Origin of the sequence: Bacillus sp. FDAARGOS_527, assembly GCF_003812125.1 — a bacterium.
GTDB classification, from domain to species: Bacteria; Bacillota; Bacilli; order Bacillales; family Bacillaceae_G; genus Bacillus_A; species Bacillus_A paranthracis.
In genome coordinates, this window is record NZ_CP033795.1 from 2,549,295 (window position 1) to 2,566,609 (window position 17,315).

Annotated in this window: 17 protein-coding genes and 1 pseudogene; 5 read left to right on the plus strand and 13 right to left on the minus strand. The window is 34.9% G+C overall.

All coding sequences use genetic code 11. The features are described from left to right. Nucleotides 1-99: 99 nt before the first annotated feature. From EGX95_RS15720 to EGX95_RS15740, 5 genes and pseudogenes are all read right to left on the minus strand, one after another. Nucleotides 100-327, minus strand: a complete 228-nt coding sequence (locus EGX95_RS15720) for a coiled-coil domain-containing protein (protein ID WP_001047304.1) — start codon at nucleotides 325-327, stop codon at nucleotides 100-102. 99 nt (nucleotides 328-426) lie between these two features. Continuing rightward, nucleotides 427-516 (minus strand): annotated as a pseudogene (locus EGX95_RS15725) (GNAT family acetyltransferase); the annotation flags it as partial. Nucleotides 517-773: 257 nt separating this feature from the next. Then, nucleotides 774-1,682: an iron-hydroxamate ABC transporter substrate-binding protein gene (locus tag EGX95_RS15730; RefSeq protein ID WP_000728195.1), complete on the minus strand. Its 909-nt coding sequence runs from the start codon at nucleotides 1,680-1,682 to the stop codon at nucleotides 774-776. Between the two features lie 21 nt (nucleotides 1,683-1,703). After that, nucleotides 1,704-2,720 carry a FecCD family ABC transporter permease gene (locus EGX95_RS15735; RefSeq protein WP_000722685.1) on the minus strand — a complete coding sequence of 339 codons (1,017 nt, stop codon included), beginning with the start codon at nucleotides 2,718-2,720 and terminating at the stop codon, nucleotides 1,704-1,706. Continuing rightward, nucleotides 2,721-3,755: a FecCD family ABC transporter permease gene (locus EGX95_RS15740; protein WP_000902671.1), complete on the minus strand. Its 1,035-nt coding sequence runs from the start codon at nucleotides 3,753-3,755 to the stop codon at nucleotides 2,721-2,723. A 276-nt stretch (nucleotides 3,756-4,031) separates the two neighbouring features. On the opposite strand from EGX95_RS15740, the gene EGX95_RS15745 reads away from it, so the two are divergent. After that, nucleotides 4,032-4,796, plus strand: a complete 765-nt coding sequence (locus EGX95_RS15745; protein ID WP_000965750.1) for a DUF817 domain-containing protein — start codon at nucleotides 4,032-4,034, stop codon at nucleotides 4,794-4,796. 124 nt (nucleotides 4,797-4,920) lie between these two features. Here EGX95_RS15745 and EGX95_RS15750 read toward each other — a convergent pair whose 3' ends face one another. Together EGX95_RS15750 and EGX95_RS15755 are read right to left on the minus strand one after the other, a co-directional pair. Further along, nucleotides 4,921-5,958 carry a DUF4003 domain-containing protein gene (locus tag EGX95_RS15750; RefSeq protein ID WP_002028115.1) on the minus strand — a complete coding sequence of 346 codons (1,038 nt, stop codon included), beginning with the start codon at nucleotides 5,956-5,958 and terminating at the stop codon, nucleotides 4,921-4,923. Between the two features lie 209 nt (nucleotides 5,959-6,167). Continuing rightward, a complete protein-coding gene (locus tag EGX95_RS15755; RefSeq protein WP_001992886.1) occupies nucleotides 6,168-6,644 on the minus strand; it encodes a DinB family protein in 477 nt (158 codons plus the stop codon). A gap of 184 nt (nucleotides 6,645-6,828) precedes the next feature. Between EGX95_RS15755 and EGX95_RS15760 the strand changes: the two genes are divergently transcribed. Further along, complete coding sequence (locus EGX95_RS15760; protein WP_000903458.1) at nucleotides 6,829-7,320, plus strand: DinB family protein; 492 nt, start codon at nucleotides 6,829-6,831, stop codon at nucleotides 7,318-7,320. A 97-nt stretch (nucleotides 7,321-7,417) separates the two neighbouring features. Here EGX95_RS15760 and EGX95_RS15765 read toward each other — a convergent pair whose 3' ends face one another. The 3 genes from EGX95_RS15765 to EGX95_RS15775 form a co-directional block, all read right to left on the minus strand. Continuing rightward, nucleotides 7,418-7,894, minus strand: coding sequence for a DUF2690 domain-containing protein (locus tag EGX95_RS15765; protein ID WP_000771169.1), 477 nt, complete (start codon nucleotides 7,892-7,894; stop codon nucleotides 7,418-7,420). A 17-nt stretch (nucleotides 7,895-7,911) separates the two neighbouring features. Beyond that, nucleotides 7,912-8,424, minus strand: coding sequence for a YjfA family protein (locus tag EGX95_RS15770; RefSeq protein ID WP_000473749.1), 513 nt, complete (start codon nucleotides 8,422-8,424; stop codon nucleotides 7,912-7,914). A 291-nt stretch (nucleotides 8,425-8,715) separates the two neighbouring features. Next, on the minus strand, nucleotides 8,716-9,609 hold the full coding sequence (locus tag EGX95_RS15775; RefSeq protein ID WP_000403846.1) for a LysR family transcriptional regulator: 894 nt from the start codon (nucleotides 9,607-9,609) through the stop codon (nucleotides 8,716-8,718). Between the two features lie 122 nt (nucleotides 9,610-9,731). Between EGX95_RS15775 and EGX95_RS15780 the strand changes: the two genes are divergently transcribed. Beyond that, a complete protein-coding gene (locus tag EGX95_RS15780) occupies nucleotides 9,732-10,697 on the plus strand; it encodes a quinone oxidoreductase family protein (protein WP_000645253.1) in 966 nt (321 codons plus the stop codon). A 65-nt stretch (nucleotides 10,698-10,762) separates the two neighbouring features. Here the strand turns inward: EGX95_RS15780 and EGX95_RS15785 are convergent, their stop codons facing one another. The 3 genes from EGX95_RS15785 to EGX95_RS15795 all read right to left on the minus strand — a co-directional run bounded on the left by EGX95_RS15785 (nucleotide 10,763) and on the right by EGX95_RS15795 (nucleotide 14,062). Then, a complete protein-coding gene (locus EGX95_RS15785) occupies nucleotides 10,763-11,467 on the minus strand; it encodes a histidine phosphatase family protein (RefSeq protein ID WP_000797122.1) in 705 nt (234 codons plus the stop codon). Between the two features lie 162 nt (nucleotides 11,468-11,629). Next, on the minus strand, nucleotides 11,630-12,154 hold the full coding sequence (locus EGX95_RS15790) for a GNAT family N-acetyltransferase (protein WP_000256497.1): 525 nt from the start codon (nucleotides 12,152-12,154) through the stop codon (nucleotides 11,630-11,632). 6 nt (nucleotides 12,155-12,160) lie between these two features. Next, on the minus strand, nucleotides 12,161-14,062 hold the full coding sequence (locus tag EGX95_RS15795) for an endonuclease MutS2 (protein WP_001095176.1): 1,902 nt from the start codon (nucleotides 14,060-14,062) through the stop codon (nucleotides 12,161-12,163). A 536-nt stretch (nucleotides 14,063-14,598) separates the two neighbouring features. Here EGX95_RS15795 and EGX95_RS15800 point away from each other — a divergent pair. Together EGX95_RS15800 and pepF are read left to right on the plus strand one after the other, a co-directional pair. Beyond that, the gene (locus EGX95_RS15800) at nucleotides 14,599-15,390 is read left to right on the plus strand and encodes an arylamine N-acetyltransferase family protein (RefSeq protein WP_000129181.1); all 792 of its coding nucleotides are present in this window, start codon (nucleotides 14,599-14,601) and stop codon (nucleotides 15,388-15,390) included. A gap of 116 nt (nucleotides 15,391-15,506) precedes the next feature. Then, on the plus strand, nucleotides 15,507-17,294 hold the full coding sequence (gene pepF, locus EGX95_RS15805; protein ID WP_000137571.1) for an oligoendopeptidase F: 1,788 nt from the start codon (nucleotides 15,507-15,509) through the stop codon (nucleotides 17,292-17,294). Nucleotides 17,295-17,315 lie beyond the last annotated feature (21 nt).

A 17,315-nucleotide genomic window follows, 5' to 3' on the forward strand; every position in this document is an offset into this window, starting at 1 on the left:
TTTTCTAAGTATATCGACGATTCGACAGACAATATCGACTTACCGACAAATAACGACAACGAAAAAGGTATGTAGCACTAAACTGCATACCTTTTTTCATCACCAAAATATACCTATAATTGCTAACCCACCTAAAATCATACCACCAATTTGTCCAACGATTGTTGGCGATAATTGAACACCTTTTCTCACTTCAACAACCGGTCTTTCGTGCCTTAGTTGCTGCACTTCGCTTTGAAGTTGATGTACACTTCCGTGCAATTCTTTAATTAACTCCTTTAATTCAGCGACCTCTTCATTTACTGGTTTTGCTTTTTCTAAATTCATTTTGCATGACTCCTTATAAATTCAATCCGTACACTGTAAATTTTCGCCAATTCTCATTATATCTCCTGCATACTACATATATAATTTCGAATATACTTTCTAACCTTGTAGCTCTATCCATTCATCCCGCAATATCCCCATAATCATGCGATCAAAACACTTCCCATCTCTTTGCACTGCTTCTCTAATAGCTGATAATTTAATCGTTTTATTTTGAAAAAGATTCATCATCATTTCAAACTCCCCCTAAATAACAGGGATAATTATTCGAGCCTATTTACCCCCTCGTTTCATAAACTGTTTCATAAACGGGATACTTACAATAAGCGCTGACATTGGCACATCTCCTCTACGTTAAATTAAATTCATTGTATAATTTTTCATTTATTCTAACAATAAAAAAAGACCCTCTAAATTTAGAGGATCTTCCTAACGACGAATCGATATTATTTCGTAAACATTTTCTCCGCTTCATCCATTGCCATTTTGTTTCCTAAAGCAGAATAGTCAAGCCATGGTTGGTCATTGATAATGTATACGTGCTTGCCTTTAACTGCTTTTAAGTCTTTCCAGATTGGTGTTTCTTGAAGTTGTTTAAATGCAGCTTTTGCTTTATCGTCTCTGTTTACAACAACGAAAATAGCATCTGCATCAAAGTCAGGTAATACTTCTTGTGAAATGACTTCGAAAGGACGGTTTCCATCGATTTTCTCTACACCATTTGCAGGTTGTAATCCTAAGTCTTGGAATAAAATTGGTCCCATCGGTCTTTTCGTACTAAATACACGTAATTCTTTTGCAGTAACGCGAATTGCCATTACTTTTTCGTTATTACCTAGCTCTTTATCTATTAAACCTTTTACTCGTTTTGATTGCTCTTCGTAATCTTGAATATATTGATCCGCTTCTTTCTCACGGTTTACAAGTTTACCAACTTGTTTTAAATGGTCTCTCCACGTACCTTCATCTAAATTGAAAGTATGTGTTTTTGCAATTTTTTCGTATTTCGCTACATCTTTACCCGCGTATTTTTCATCCACATAAATGTCAGTAGGCTTTAATTGAAGTAATGCTTCCATATTCGGATCAGTTACAACACCAAGTTTTTTCGTATCTTTCAGTTGTTCTTTTGCATGTGGTAAGAAATCTTTTAAATCTCCACCAATTACAGAACCTACTGGTGTAATCCCTAATGCAAGTAAATCATTTGTTAAATGAATAGACATTGAAGCAATTTTTGGGTCATTACTTTTTTCCGTTTTTTTCGTTGCCTCTTCATTAGATTTCGTTTGACCACATGCTGCTAATACTAAAATACACATGATGCTAAATAAAATAGTAAGTTTCTTTTTCATATGTTCTCCTCTTTGAAGTATTTATTTTGTTTTTGTAAGTAAATAAAGAAAATAAGGTGCTCCTAATGCGGCCACTACTACACCAGCTGGAATAGAGTTTGGCTCAAATATAGAACGACCTATCGTATCTGCTAGCACTAAAATAATCATTCCGATAATGCCAGCTAAAGGAAGGAAATGTTGATATGTAGTACCTACTAACTTCCTTGCGATATGCGGAGCAACTAAACCGATAAAACCAATCCCTCCTGCCATCGATACACTTGCGCAAGATAATCCAACCGCTGTAGCTAAAAGTAGTAACCGTTCTTTTTGAACAGAAACACCAAGTCCTGCTGCTACACTATCACCTAGTGACAATGCATTTAACGTTTTAGATTTTAGCCATGCATACGGGGTTAGTATGAAAATCCAAGGTAATAATGCTAGGACATGAATCCAATCCCTCCCCCACACGTTACCAACTAGCCATCTAGAAGCGAATGTATATGTCTCATCATTTAACTTGAGAGAGAAAAATAACGAAATTGCACTAAAGCCAGCTGAAACCGCAATACCAACGAGAATAAGTCTAATGGGAAGTAAGCCTTTTGACCGATCACTCGTAAGTAAAATAATAAGAAATGCAGCTAATACTCCTCCGCCAAATGTAAATAACGGTATTAATATCGATGCATTCTCATTAATAGAATGAAAGAAAGTAACGAATATAATTAGCCCGAAAGATGCACCTGAATGCAATCCAAGAATACCAGGATCGGCCAACGCATTCCTTGATAACCCTTGCAAAATCGCACCGGAAATCCCAAGGCCAATACCAGCTAACATTGTGATTATAATTCTTGGCATACGATAATCGTATAGCACGGTTGCACTCTCAAAATCACCATGACCGAAAAGCGTTTGAATTACTTTGAGCGGTGCAATGCTAAGTGTCCCCGTATTTAAGCTAAGCAAAATGACAGCGATACTAATACAACCAAATATTGTAGTTACAGTAACGGCTCTCGTTTTATCTGTGTTTAAAATCTTCTTCACTTACAACTCCCTCCCAACTTTACGTGCTATATAGAGGAAGAACGGAACTCCAACAAGAGCCACCATAATTCCTATTGCAAGTTCTTTAGGAGGATTTACTGTTCTTGCCCCTAAGTCAGCTACAACTAATAACATGGCTCCTAAAAATGCTGACATAGGAATAATGAGGCGATAATTAACACCAACTAATTTTCTAGCAATATGCGGGATAACGAGTCCTACAAATCCAATAGAGCCAACAGCTGAAACAGATACACCTGCAAGAATGACTACTATAATCATCCCTAGTATTCTCGTTCGGTTCGTTTTTACTCCTAAATTCGTAGCGACATCATCCCCCATTGATATGAGTGAAATAGACCGCCCTAAAATTGTCGCAAAAACAATTGTTATGAGAATAATAGGAACTAAAAATTTCAAGTGTTCCCACTTAACCCCTGCAACACCACCAGCGTACCAAAAAGCTAAATCTTGACTTAAGTCATAATAAATCGCGACACCTGAACTTAACGAATGTAAAAGCGCAGCCATAACTGCCCCAGCGATCGTTAATCTCATCGGTGTTAATCCGCCTGATGTTGCTGATCCGATAATAAAAATGAGCACTGTACTTAAGACCGCTCCAATAAAGGAGACAATCATTAAATAGGAATACGGCATATGCGGGAAAAAGGCAAAACTAAGTGCTACTACAAACATAGCACCTGCATTTATGCCAAGCACACCTGCATCCGCTAAAGGATTTCGTGTTACTCCTTGCATAACAGCGCCAGCCACTGCAAAAGCAGCTCCTACAATTGCTGCACCAATTACCCTGGGGAGCCTTAATTCATAAATAATTTGGTGCTGCGTTAATTTCGGATTATAATCAAAAACCGCTGTCCATACGGTTTGCAAATGGATATCCTTTGCACCAAATGCAACAGCTAAAAATATAGAGCCAATTAAACATAAAATTGTTAAGCTCATGAAACATATGAACTTAATATGTAGCCAGCGATTATTGCCAGCATATACAGCAGGCTTATGTAACATGTTTCATTTCATCCTTTATATTCAGTTGTTTTTTTATAAATATTTTTTATTTGTAATTATTATTGATAATAATTATCAATTTCATTTAGATATTATATCGCCACTTTTTTTAAATAGCAAACTATTTTTTCACTTCGCTAAATATTAAAATACTTATTACAATTCCCTTCCAAAACTTACAAATACACGCAAAATAGAATACTAGCTTATTTTTAAAAGTGTAGTATACTTAATCATTATTTTGAGTTTTCAAATAAAAATACCGAAGGTGACCCAATGTTATATATAAAACAACTACTACACTTCACTTACGAGCAAGCATTATCTTGCTTATTCCCAGTCGTTATTTTCTTAACACTAGCTCTTTCAAAAATCGTTTTGATTCCAGGGTTATACCGCTACGATTTCATACTCATCGTATGCCTTCTTATGCAGTGGGTTATGTACAAGACTGGCCTTGAGACGAAAGACGAATTAAAAGTAATTACTGTCTTCCACCTCATCGGCCTTTTACTAGAAATATATAAAGTTCATTTCGGTTCATGGAGTTATCCGGAAGAGGCATATTCAAAGGTTTTTGGAGTTCCACTTTACAGCGGCTTTATGTATGCAAGTGTTGCAAGTTACATATGCCAAGCGTGGAGAAGACTACATTTACAAATGTATCATTGGCCGAAAGCTATTTTTGTAATACCTCTAGGAGCAATGATTTACTTCAATTTTTTCACACATCATTTTCTATACGATTTTAGATGGTTCTTAACGTTACTTCTATTCATCGTTTTCTTTCGAACATTTGTGGAATTTTCATTACGAGGCGTTACATATAAAATGCCGCTCGTTCTCTCTTTTTTTCTTATCGGATTCTTTATTTGGATTGCAGAAAACATCGCAACATTTTTCGGTGCATGGCAATATCCAAATCAACGGGAAGCTTGGAATCTCGTTCACTTAAGTAAAATCAGCTCATGGTTTTTACTCGTTGTTATTAGCATTATGATTGTTACACAACTCAAACATTTGAAGCAGTCGAAAAGATAATACTGATTATGTAAAAACAGTTAGCCCATCACTCATTAGAGGGTGATGGGCTTTTTTTAGTAATATTTTTTAAACCGTCCTTATTAAAGGAGTTATAATTTACAATAGCATAAGCAGTTGCACATTAGGAACTACTACTAGCTGAAGATGTTGCTGCAGATGAAGCGGCAATCGTTGCCATCATAGCTGCTTGTTGTGCTTGGATAAGGACTTCTATCATAGTTTGTAAACCTGTGTTAGTAGCTTTACTTTCCTCACCTTTCTGACTTACGAACAATTGAATAGCAATAAGAATATTCGTATCTGTATGCCAACGGAATAATTTCTCTCCCTGCAATTTTTCAATCAACGCTTTAATAGAATGAATCTCTTTTTCTCCATCCTCAAGTAACGCTAATAGCCCGATTGCTGGGTAATGCATCTGTTTCACTTTTACCTTTTCTTGCTTTAACAAATTCCATATGTTTGTGCATGTTGCAACTAATATTTCTTCCCGGACATCCTTCTTTAGTGAAAGAATATGGCTTAGAAATTGGAGGTCATTCCCTTTGCGCAAGCCAGCTTTTGCTAGTTTCTGATAAAGACGCTCCACTCGGTCCATAAGTGTTTCTACATGCTCTGATTGTCCTGCTAATAAAACGGAGAGCGGATAATCATTTGTACCTGTTAGGAAAAGATGATCCTCTTTCATACGTTTATATACTTGCATCGAACGCTGAATGTGCGTGCCATGATGCTCATTATCTTCTGTTAAAAGCACAGCTGCTGCAAGATAAGTAAATATACTGCGGCTAAAGCCACCAGCGACCAATTGTTCATATAAGTCTAAAAACTCTCGAAAAGCTTTCTTATAATCTGTAAAGTGAATATCTAATGTTGCGGCCACTACAAAGCGATGATAAGACTTTAAGTATGAAAACATCCCTACCTCATTCTTAATATAACTACTAATTTCTAAAAAACGTCCGAGATCAAGCAATTTATCACTACTTGCATACATAGCAGCAATCATCATTCCTGTTCGAGAATCACTCGTTTTCCATTTTAGTTCTCCCTTTAACTGTGCATATGTATGTGTATATTGCTCCAGCTTTTGTTCTAATGTAATCATAGTATTCACCCCTCTTTCTAGTTCCTCTCTATTATTATACGCATATTCCATATTTAGGGATACTATAATTAATAATCCATCATAAAAATAATATTTTTTTATCCTTATATATTGTTTTTTCTCCCTCCTTCATCAGTATCACGATGATAATCCCTAATCCTTCAAGAAGTTATACAAAAAAGGTAGATAATAATTTATCTACCTTTTTTGTATATATTATTTAACATTACACCTGTATTGCTCGTTATATGCAATTAAGACTAAAGAGCTTTAATAATACGTTCCATCGCCTTCATTTGCCCAATATGATCAGCTTCATGATAAAGCATCATACCGTAAAGTTCCCCTACTGTTTCTAGTCCTAGGAACGGCTCTGGCAGTTTATTTTCAAATGCTTCTGCTGGAATTTCTTTAATACGTTTTGCTTGTTCTTTTAATTGAACCGTTAACACTTCTAACGATGGTCCTGCTGTTGTCCATTTAGATGGTCTTGATCCATATCCAAACATACCTGGATATTCCGTTGGTAATTGTTTGAATTCTTTTCCAAACATGAAAACTTCTGCTGCCGTTAACACATGACCGATATGCCAGCGAATTGTATTGTTAAAACCCTTTGGCTGCGTATCTGCAGTTTTATCATCTAGCGTCTCCATAAATGTAAGTAACGCACCGCGCGTTATTTCAAATTGTTTTAAGCCAACTAGTCTATTCATTTTATCGTTCCCTTTCTCCATGTTCAATTTATTATGAACTTAAAATGTTCAATTTATTAAACTTTCACCTTGTTTAATCTATCAGAAACAATGAAGAAATACATCTAATATGCTTAGTAAAAATAATAAAAAGGTTCCACCCTCGTAAATATAGAATTACTTACTACACAAATAGTTTAGTAAGTAAAAGGGGAGTGTTAATTTCATGTTACATGTTTTAAAACAGCAATATAATCTTATTAGCGCTACAAGAGAAACTCTATTCACATTTTTAGAAGAAATCCCATTAGAAAAATTACATAGCACTGTTCCGAATTTCGGGAGCGGTAGCATTATAAAGACACATATTCATGTAGCCGATTGCTACCGATACTGGCTTGGATCATTCGCATTTAAACAAAAGCGAGCAGATTTTTCATTTGCTAGTAATTATGAAATTGAACATGCAGATGTAGAAAAAGTTCGTGCTAGATTTAAGTTAGTAGATGAGACCGTACAACGCTTTTTAGATGAATACAATGACCGATGGCTTGAAAATATTGCAAATGAAGTAAAGTGGCAAAAAGAGCCTTGGAGTACAACTCCGCTATGGCTTTTAACTCATACGGAGACGCATGAGTTTCACCATAAAGGACAAATTGTATCTATGGCTAGACACCTTGGATATGTTCCTCCTGATACAGACCTGATTAGTTGATATCAAAAAGCTTAGGATGAATACAAATCGAACATGTTTTGAAAACCAATCAAAACATGCTCTTAAAATATTCTACCTTACAATCTCCATATCCTCATCAATACCAAATAGTCTCGGCATAATTATAAGCATCACTATTTGGTATAGCATGTTTCCCTTGTGCTTGTGCCTTTCTTGGATCTAAATCATATACCATTGGTGTATAGCATGATGTTTGCCCTTTATTTACAACACCATTTCCTCCAGCACTTCCGCAAGTATATGCCTTTCCATCTGTTTTTCTAACAATTCTTGCATCAGCTTCGTTATTATAAACTGCCAGGCGAGTTACAGTAACTTTTGCCCATGCTGTTTTACACGTCGTGCTAAATTTTAATTCCACATAAGAATTTGAATCAATCCACTTCTTCTCTTTCGTTACTGCGGATTGATCACAGCTATTATAATAAGGACTTTTCCCATCATATGAGTGGTCTTCTGCGTATGCTTTATCGCTATTAGTCGTACTAAACATACTAGTTACAACGAGTAAAGATAACAATAAACATGCACTCACCTTTTTTAATAGCTTCATATAATTTCACTCCTTTATTAATAACGTGCTGTTTTCCCGTAACCGTTATTAAACGTAACTGCTTCAGCATCTGCTGTGTATCCGAAATCAGCAGTTAAATCAAATACCATTCCTGTATAAGTACTCGTTTGACCAGTTTTAATTGTGCCATTTCCTTGATTGGAAGTGACTGATTTTTGAAACACACCATTTTTATATTTATTCACAACAGCGTACGCATACACTCCTCCCGAAACAGCTGGTGCTGGTTGATCTAAAACAAACTTAGCCCAAGCTGCATGACATTTATTACTGTAACGTAAATACACTGTCCCTACTTTTTTACTACCTTCGTATACCGCTGTAGACTTTGCATTAAATCCATCTGCATCACACGTTGTACTTCCCCCGTATACTTTTGTTGTTGCTGGATTTTTCCCGTCATAATAACTACTCAGATCGGTAGCTGCAAATGTACTTCCTTGAAAACTAAATAATACCCCTACACTTGCTACACTTAACACACATACTTTCATTAACTTTTTAAACATTGTAAATCTCCTCCCTCAAAATAAGTACGTATATCTATCCCCTATGTACGCCCCTCCTTTCATGCTGCCTAGAGGCATCTTACAGAAACGAATAAAAGTTGTAAATTCCCTTACGATTATTGGAATATACGAAGAAATTTACTTACCCTTGTAAGAAAAAAAGTTGAGAAATACACATTTGAAAACATCCTTTATTTAAAACATAAAGAACCGATACTCATTTCATGCAAGCATCGGTTTTTTATACAAAATTGCCATTTATTCTTTTATATAAAATAAATATTTCTCCACTTAATCCGTTGTAAAGAACTCCCTTGTTACATCAATAAATTGCTGCAGTGGCACTGTCATCCATTTATCTTTATGCCAAGCAATTTGTGTAAAAATTGGATTGATAGTATTTTCTAGATGTAACTCTTTTATCGTCCCCTCTCGTATATCTTTTTCTACTACTATCGCCGGTAAAACGGCTATACCTAAATCTGCAATAACACATTGTTTTATTGCCTCTACACTAACAAACTCAATCTTATTTGCTGGATACACATCTTGGATGCGAAATAACTCTTCAAATAAAGTCCGATATGAGCACCCTAGTTCTGTTAATAAAAGTGTTTCCGTCTCTAAATCTTTTATCGAAACAGAAGTTTGCTGGAGTAAATGATGCCCTGGAGCAGCTACTACTTTTAATTCTTCTTTCATAAGCGGCTCAACATGTAAAGCATCTTCTGTTTTACATTCATCCAAAATAAATGCAAGATCGACTTTTCCTTCCATCAATTGTTCCTTCGCATCTTTATTGGAATGTGCGGGTTTAAATATAAGTTTTATTTGAGGAAATTGTGCTTTAAATCTCTTTAATATAGAAGGAAGTCTATATGTACATTGGCTTTCTTGCGCACCAATGGTTAACGTACCAGCTATTTCTTCATCATCTTTCACAGCCGTCTTCGCTTCGTTACTAAGTACGATTATCTTGTCCGCATATAGTTGAAACTTTCTTCCTGCTTCGGTTAAGAAAAGACGTTTCCCTAATCTTTCAAATAACGGCGTACCTAGCTCAGCTTCTAACGTTTTAATTTGCGCCGTTACGCTTGATTGAGCAAAGTTTAATTTCTTCGCAGTTTTGGTAAAGTTCAAAGTGTCCGCGGCGATTTTAAAGGTAATTAATTGTTTTATCTCCATTTATCATCCCTCTTTTCAATCGAAATTCCCGATTGATTTCATCGAAATAATCCTCTTTTTCTATTGATATTTGTATTGTATGATAAAGAGCATCGACAAACAATATAATGGAGGTATTCCATATGAAAGCACTTTGTTTCGAACAGTTTGGAAGTCCAGATGTACTACAATATAAAGAAATACATGATCCAATCATAAATCCAAATGAAATTCTTCTCCGTACAAAAGCAATTGGATTAAACTTTGCTGATATTTACAGACGCCGCGGCGATTATCATCTCGCTGGAAACCCACCTTATATATTAGGTTATGAAGGTGCTGGTATTGTTGAAGAGGTAGGAGCTAACGTTACAAATATCAATCCTGGAGACCGTATTGCATTTGCTGATGTTCCATTTGCAAATGCAGAATTAGTTGCCGTTCCAGCAGAAAAAGCAATCCCGCTTCCAGATTCAATTTCTTTTGAAACAGCCGCTTCTGTCTTATTGCAAGGCTTAACAGCACATTATTTAACGAAAGATAGCTATCAACTAAAACAAGGTGACACAGCTTTAATCCATGCTGCGGCTGGTGGCGTTGGTCAACTTCTTATTCAAATGATTAAACTGCTAGGCGGAAAAGTAATCGGCCTAACTTCATCAAACGAAAAAGGAAAAGTAGCCACATTAGCTGGTGCCGATCACGTATTTTTATATACGGAATCATGGGCTACGAAAGTACTTGAAATAACAAATGGTACCGGGGTAAATGTTGTATATGAATCAGTAGGCTCTACACTTGAGGAAAGTTTTAACGCTACTAAAGTTGGTGGTACTGTCGTATTTTTCGGAATGGCTGGCGGTAATCCTGCTCCCGTTGATCCACGCATGCTTATGGATACTTCAAAAACTTTAACTGGTGGAGACCTTTGGAATGTGCTTACTACTTTTGAAGAACGAAAAAAACGCTCTACTCAATTATTTGATTGGATCGCAAGTGGAAAATTAAACATTGCAAGTCCTACTACATTCTCTTTACAAGACGGTGCCCGTGCTCATAAATTATTAGAGAGCAGAAAAAGTACAGGGAAGATTTTATTAATCCCATAATTCATAAAATAAAAAGGAAGCTAGATTTCTCTACCTTCCTTTTCTTATCTCTATTTGAGATATTTTTATATTTCCACACTTTCTTTCCCTTTTGCAACATAACTCATATCTCCAACTGACTCGACTGTATATGTTCCATCTTGATATACAATCTTCGTCACACTAGCATTTTCCACTCCAAGTTTTGTTTTATTACTGTCTAGCATTTCTATTAAGGTAGTAATCAACAGCCCATGAACGACAACTAAAACGTTACCGCCGCCATCTTTAGCTACTTCTTCACTAATTTTATCTATCTCTGCTTTTATACGAGTAGAAAATAATTCCCAATCTTCCGCCTGTTTCGTAGGATCTGCTGCTCTAATAAGATCAATAACTTCTTGAATAGAAAACTTCATAAGTTCTTCTGGTGATGCAACGCCTGCAGCTTTTCCAACCGCATCCCACATATTATCAAGTTTTTCACCTTCAAAAATACCAAAATTTAATTCTCGTAATTTTTTTCTTTGCTCAAGTTTCAATTTTGATTGCTCACTATATTTTAATACTAAATTAGCAGTTTCAATCGCGCGGCCGCTATCACTACTATACGCACTTGTAAAATGAATATCTTTTAATCCCGTTCCTAAATTAGAGGCAACTTCCACACCTTTTTCTACTAACGGAGAGTCTGCCCAACCTTGCGCGCGATGGTTCGTATTTAATATTGTTTTACCATGTCTTGTAACATATAACGTAACTACGTTGCTATCTGTTTCTCGATTCTTCATTCTTTTTTCTCTCCCTTTACATTTCTATCTCAATTTTAACACCTCAATTATTCATTGAGCAAAATATATGTAAGTAGCTTTGCTTAATAAAAAACGCTACCTTTCTGTATATCCATACAAAAAGATAGCATCTTTTATGATTATATTTCTTAACCGATACTCCTACTCAGCAAATGCACTCGAATATTGTACAACTCCTTCTACACTTTCAAGAGCATTCTCTGTTAATTCCATTACCATAAACACTTCTTCAGGCACTTCAAATGGTGCTTTTATATTCCACTCACTGGCTTTCTTAAAACCAAATTTCGGATAGTACTCTGGATGTCCTAATACTACAACTGATCCGTATCCAAGTTCTTTCGCTTTTTCTAACGCAGCTACTATAAGCTTTCCACCAATTCCTTTTTTCTGATAGCCCCTAGCAACTGATACTGGTGCAAGCGCTAATGAATCTACAGAAGCTCCATCTTGCTCTATCGTAATTTTAGATAACATAATATGACCGACTATTTCTTCATCTACTGCAACGATTGATAACTCTGGAATAAATGTGTCACACTCTCTAATACGTTTTACAAGTTCATGTTCCTTTTTATCACTAAATTCTTCATTTAAAAATGCTTGTTGTACAACTTCTTCCGTTTTTCTATAATCGGTTTGTCGTTCTTGTCTAATCGTTACCACTCTGGATTATCCTCTATTCTTTCTCATTTCTTTTTGAATTTTACGAAGTGCTTTTTTCGATCCCCGCTCAATATCATGTTGCATTTTTCTTTCTTTATAATCGACAAATAGCGTATTTAAATCGTATCCCTCTGGATATAATTCTTTTGCTGATACCTCTAAAGTAATACGTTTTACATTCACTTCAATGAATTCACCGTTATAATATACAACGACATTATAGAAGTTATCTTTTTCCTTATAGATGATACCAAAATCATCATGATCCAATAAATTTACACGGTCGCCAATTTTATACTCGTAATGATTTTCTCTTTTTTCTTGCAGGAATTTCGGCTTTCTAATTTTACTTTCATTCACTTTTTCTAAAGTATATTCTTTATTTTCCATGTACTCTTTCGCTCTTTTCAGTACACGTTCTCTTACGTTCATTTTATTTGCAATCCAAAGTGCATTACTTTCACCTGATTTACCGATCACTAATTTATAAAGCGGTTCTAGCGTCTCACTATTAAATTGCATTGCTGCGTTCATGAAATCATCGTGCATTTCTGAGAAGCGTTTAATTTCACCGTAATGCGTACTCGCAACTGTAATACATCCTGCAAGATAAAACTCCTCTAAAATAGAAATTGCAAGTGCTGCTCCTTCATTCGGTTCAGTCCCGCTTCCTATTTCATCAAATAATAGCAACGTATTATTATTTGACATCCTCATAATCTCAGATAAATTTTTCATATGTGATGAAAATGTACTTAGTGCATTTTCGATACTTTGATTATCACCAATATCTACAAATACATTTTCGAAAATAGCAATTTCTGTTTCTTTATCTCCGGCAATATGCAAACCTGACATTGTCGCTAATGTTAACAATCCAATCGTCTTTAACACAATTGTCTTCCCGCCCGCATTCGGCCCTGTAATAATTAAACTACGATAGTTTTGACCGATTTCAAAGTTTAATGGTACTACTTTTCCACTTAAAAGCGGATGCTTACAATTTACTAAATGAACGTAGCCATGATCATTTAACTTCGGCTCTATTCCATCAATCGATTTACTAAACTTCGCTTTCGCAAACACCATATCATACTGACTAATTAATTCCATATTAATTTTTATATGATATATATTTTCTACTACCATTCCTGATAAAGTCGCTAAAATTTGATATTCTTCCATCGCTTCTTCTGCTTTCAAACTTGCCAGTTCCGCATTTAACTTTGTAACCGTATGCGGTTCTATAAATACAGTAGAACCTTTAGCCGACGCTTCAACAATACTTCCGGCAACTTGATTTTTATAAGAAGATTTAATCGGAATCGTATAACGATCATCTTTTTTACTAATAAAGAACTCCTGAATATACTTCTTATTTGCACTGCTATTTAAAAACTTCGTTAAACGTTCTTTTATTTTCCCGTCTACCGAATCCATGTTATTTCGAATTCGTTTTAACTCTTTACTAGCGGCAGAATCAATACTATTTCCTTTAATTGAAAAGTTAATTTCCTCTTCAATACTTTTATATTCAGTCATTGAATTTGCATAAGAAGCTAATACTGGTGCAAAAAATTCTTTATCTAACATAAATTTTTTAATCTTTCTACATCCGCGTAAAAAGTCTGAAACACTTACTAACTCTTCTGGATCTAAAATCATTCCTTTTTCTAATTTTTGAATTGTACTTGCGATATTTGAAATACCGAAGAAAGGAACATGCCCTTCTGCATCTAATATAGCTCGCGCTTCGGTTGTTTCATTCAATCGATTCCTTACTACTTTTATACTTGCACTCGGCTCTAATTTATTTATTAATTCTTTTCCTAATCCACTTACACAATAAGATTTCACTATATCCTTTAATTCGTTATATTGTAACTTTTCAAAAGTCATCGTATTCATTTTGTTTCTCCTCACTATGATTGATTTCTATCATAAATGAAGATACCTACTCATTAGATTCCAATGAGTTCTACATTATTCAATTACCCTTTTTAAACATTAAAAATATACACAAAAAAGCTGCGGGGATACCGCAACTTTTACATTTACAAGGCATGAGTAATAACATATGGGGAAATAAACCATAAAAAACGGATGGCAATCCCCTTATTACACGCTTTATAAAGTATTGTAGGTATCTTCATAGGTATCGAAATAAATCCATGACAAAATTAGGGGTATGGTATACATAAAAATCCCCTGTTCTTATCCGATTTATTTCATTCAATTTTTCCTATTTAGTACCTACCGCACTCACAAAAAGCACCTCTCATTATTTTATATTATGGTCATTGAAATCTAATTTACTGAAATCATCATACTATATGTATAGCAAGAAGTAAAGGTGTCATACTTTAGTCGTACGCACATATGCAGATGTTTCCTCTTGCGATATTAGATACAATATATATAAATCGTTTAACGGAGGGGTTTCTATGACAGACTTTCAAAAACAATTTTTCGCACGATTACATATAGAAGAAAAAGACAAAGTTTCATTTGAAGATTTACCTAACATTATGTACGCGATGGCACAAACTGTCCCATTTGAAAACTTAAATGTTCTCGAAAACAACTTTACGCAAATATCTAAAGACAATCTGAAAGAAAAAATTTTAGTAAACAACCGTGGCGGTCTTTGTTATGAACTCAATCCTACTATGTATTACTTCCTTAAAGACGCTGGATTTGATGTTCATCTCGTTTCAGGAACAGTTTATAACGCTGCAAACTCCATATGGGCTGTTGATTCTGGCCATATCGCAACCGTTTTAACACATCATAATGAACTTTACTTAATTGAAGTAGGATTCGGATCATACTTACCTCTTGCACCTGTTCCTTTCTCAGGTGAAGTCATTCACTCCGTTACAGGAGATTATCGTATTTGTAAAGAAATGACCGAAAAAGGAAACTACATGTTAGAGATGCGTAAAAACAATGAATTTTTGGATCAATCTTCTACTGATGATTGGACGTTAGGCTATGCATTTTATATAGAAGAAGTGGATGAAGAAAAAGCAAATGCAGCACAAAAAATTATCGTTGAACATGAGTGCTCACCATTTAACAAAGTACCTCTTATTGTAAAACTAACTGAAGATGGGCATGCCTCTTTAACGAAGGATAGTCTCACAATAGCGAAAAACGGTAAAAAAACGAAAGAGAAAGTTACAGATGGGCAATATAAAAACCTTTTACATTCAAAATTCGGAATTACATTATAATTTGTTTAGCCTTGCCTTTTAGCAAGGCTTTTTAATTTTCAGCAGGGATTTTTTGCAATTTGTTGTATTTCATAGTTATATAGAAATATAACTACATATTTAGAAAGGAAATGATTATGACAGAACTTAAAGATCGACTACAAGTAGATGATAAAGAAAAATGGGATTTAACGGATATTTACGATACCATTGAAGATTGGGAAAGTGATTTTCATAAAATTGAAGTATTAACGAAAGAACTACACGAGTTTAATGGAAATATTCACGATGGCAATAATTTATTAGCCTATTTAACAAAGAGTGAAGAAATTTCTAGCATAATATCTTTAATGTTCGCTTATGCACGATTACAATCTGATCTTGATACACGCGATACTGACGCCCAATCTCTTGTCGATAAAGTATCACAATTACACGTGAAAGTAAGTGCGGCTAAATCTTTCTTTTCCCCATTCTTACTTAGCGTAGATGAAAACACATTACACACTTACATAGAAGAAGCTGAAGGCTTACAATATTATAAAGAAGATTTATTTGAATTATACCGTTATAAAAAACACGTATTGAATAAGGACCAAGAAGAGATTTTATCACAAATGGGCGAAGCACTTTCCTCTCCGCAACATACATATGGCATGCTAAATAATGCAGATATACTATTTGGTGAAGTGACTACTAATGATGGAGAAAAAGTTACTTTAACACGAGGAATGTATGCAAAGTTAATAGAAGATGAGAACCGCGAAAAACGTAAAGAAGCCTATAAAGCTTATTACAAACCATACGTTCAATTAAAGAATTCTATCGCTTCTACTTTATCTGCAGCTATTAAAAATAATGTTACTGTTTCTAAGCTAAGAAAATATCCATCAGCGTTAGAGAAATCATTATTTGGCGACATGGTTCCGAAAGAAGTATATGAAAATTTAATTGAAACAACAAAAAAAAACATACAATCTTTACATACATATAATGAACTTCGAAAAGAGAAATTAAATGTCGATGAACTAAGACAATATGACTTAAGTGTCGATTTAGTACAAGGTATAAAACAAGATATTCCATATGATAACGCGTTTGACATCATGATTGAATCACTAGCTCCTTTAGGTGAAGAATATATTGAAACATTAAAAAGCTTTAAAGATAAACGTTATATTGACGTAAGAGAAACGCCAGGAAAACGTTCCGGTGCTTATAACTTTGGTGTATACGGCGTTCATCCATTCATTCTTTTAAATCATCACGATGATTTAAATAGCCTTTTCACCCTTACTCACGAATGTGGGCATGGCATGCATACGCACTACTCACACGGATATCAACCAAGAATTTCTGCACACTATACTATTTTCGTCGCAGAAGTCGCTTCTACAGTAAATGAAGTGCTATTAATTCATCATTTATTAAAAGAAGCAAAAGATGCAAACGTACGTAACCATTTAGTAAACCATTTCATCGAGAAATTTAAAGGCACTTTCTTTACACAAATCATGTTCGCTGAGTTTGAAAAAATCACACATGAAATGGCACAGCAAGGTAAACCATTAAATGCCCAAACCTTTAGCGAGGTTTACGAAAACTTGTTTAGAGAATATAATGGCGACTCCCTCGTATTTGACGAAGAAGTAAAATACGGCTGGGCTAGAATACCGCATTTCTATCGTCCATTTTACGTATACAAATACGCAACTGGATTCGCTTCTGCAATCCAAATTGCCGACAAGTTATTGAGCGGCGATCCAAATGCTCAAAAACATTATATTGAATTCCTTAAAGGCGGAAGTTCAGACTACCCATTAAACTTATTGAAAAAAGCTGGTGTTGATTTAACTACGCCAGAACCGATTGAAAGTGCATTACATCGTTTTAGTGAACTTGTTGAAGAGTTTTCAACTTTATAAAAAAGAAGAGCCTCTCGCTAG

Coding starts and splice junctions, on each gene's coding strand:
- EGX95_RS15720 (WP_001047304.1), bottom strand. CDS start 327: ATGAATTTAGAAAAAGCAAAACCAGTAAATGAAGAGGTCGCTGAATTA.
- EGX95_RS15730 (WP_000728195.1), bottom strand. CDS start 1,682: ATGAAAAAGAAACTTACTATTTTATTTAGCATCATGTGTATTTTAGTA.
- EGX95_RS15740 (WP_000902671.1), bottom strand. CDS start 3,755: ATGTTACATAAGCCTGCTGTATATGCTGGCAATAATCGCTGGCTACAT.
- EGX95_RS15745 (WP_000965750.1), top strand. CDS start 4,032: ATGTTATATATAAAACAACTACTACACTTCACTTACGAGCAAGCATTA.
- EGX95_RS15750 (WP_002028115.1), bottom strand. CDS start 5,958: ATGGAATATGCGTATAATAATAGAGAGGAACTAGAAAGAGGGGTGAAT.
- EGX95_RS15755 (WP_001992886.1), bottom strand. CDS start 6,644: ATGGAGAAAGGGAACGATAAAATGAATAGACTAGTTGGCTTAAAACAA.
- EGX95_RS15760 (WP_000903458.1), top strand. CDS start 6,829: ATGTTACATGTTTTAAAACAGCAATATAATCTTATTAGCGCTACAAGA.
- EGX95_RS15765 (WP_000771169.1), bottom strand. CDS start 7,894: ATGAAGCTATTAAAAAAGGTGAGTGCATGTTTATTGTTATCTTTACTC.
- EGX95_RS15770 (WP_000473749.1), bottom strand. CDS start 8,424: ATGTTTAAAAAGTTAATGAAAGTATGTGTGTTAAGTGTAGCAAGTGTA.
- EGX95_RS15775 (WP_000403846.1), bottom strand. CDS start 9,609: ATGGAGATAAAACAATTAATTACCTTTAAAATCGCCGCGGACACTTTG.
- EGX95_RS15780 (WP_000645253.1), top strand. CDS start 9,732: ATGAAAGCACTTTGTTTCGAACAGTTTGGAAGTCCAGATGTACTACAA.
- EGX95_RS15785 (WP_000797122.1), bottom strand. CDS start 11,467: ATGAAGAATCGAGAAACAGATAGCAACGTAGTTACGTTATATGTTACA.
- EGX95_RS15795 (WP_001095176.1), bottom strand. CDS start 14,062: ATGAATACGATGACTTTTGAAAAGTTACAATATAACGAATTAAAGGAT.
- EGX95_RS15800 (WP_000129181.1), top strand. CDS start 14,599: ATGACAGACTTTCAAAAACAATTTTTCGCACGATTACATATAGAAGAA.
- pepF (WP_000137571.1), top strand. CDS start 15,507: ATGACAGAACTTAAAGATCGACTACAAGTAGATGATAAAGAAAAATGG.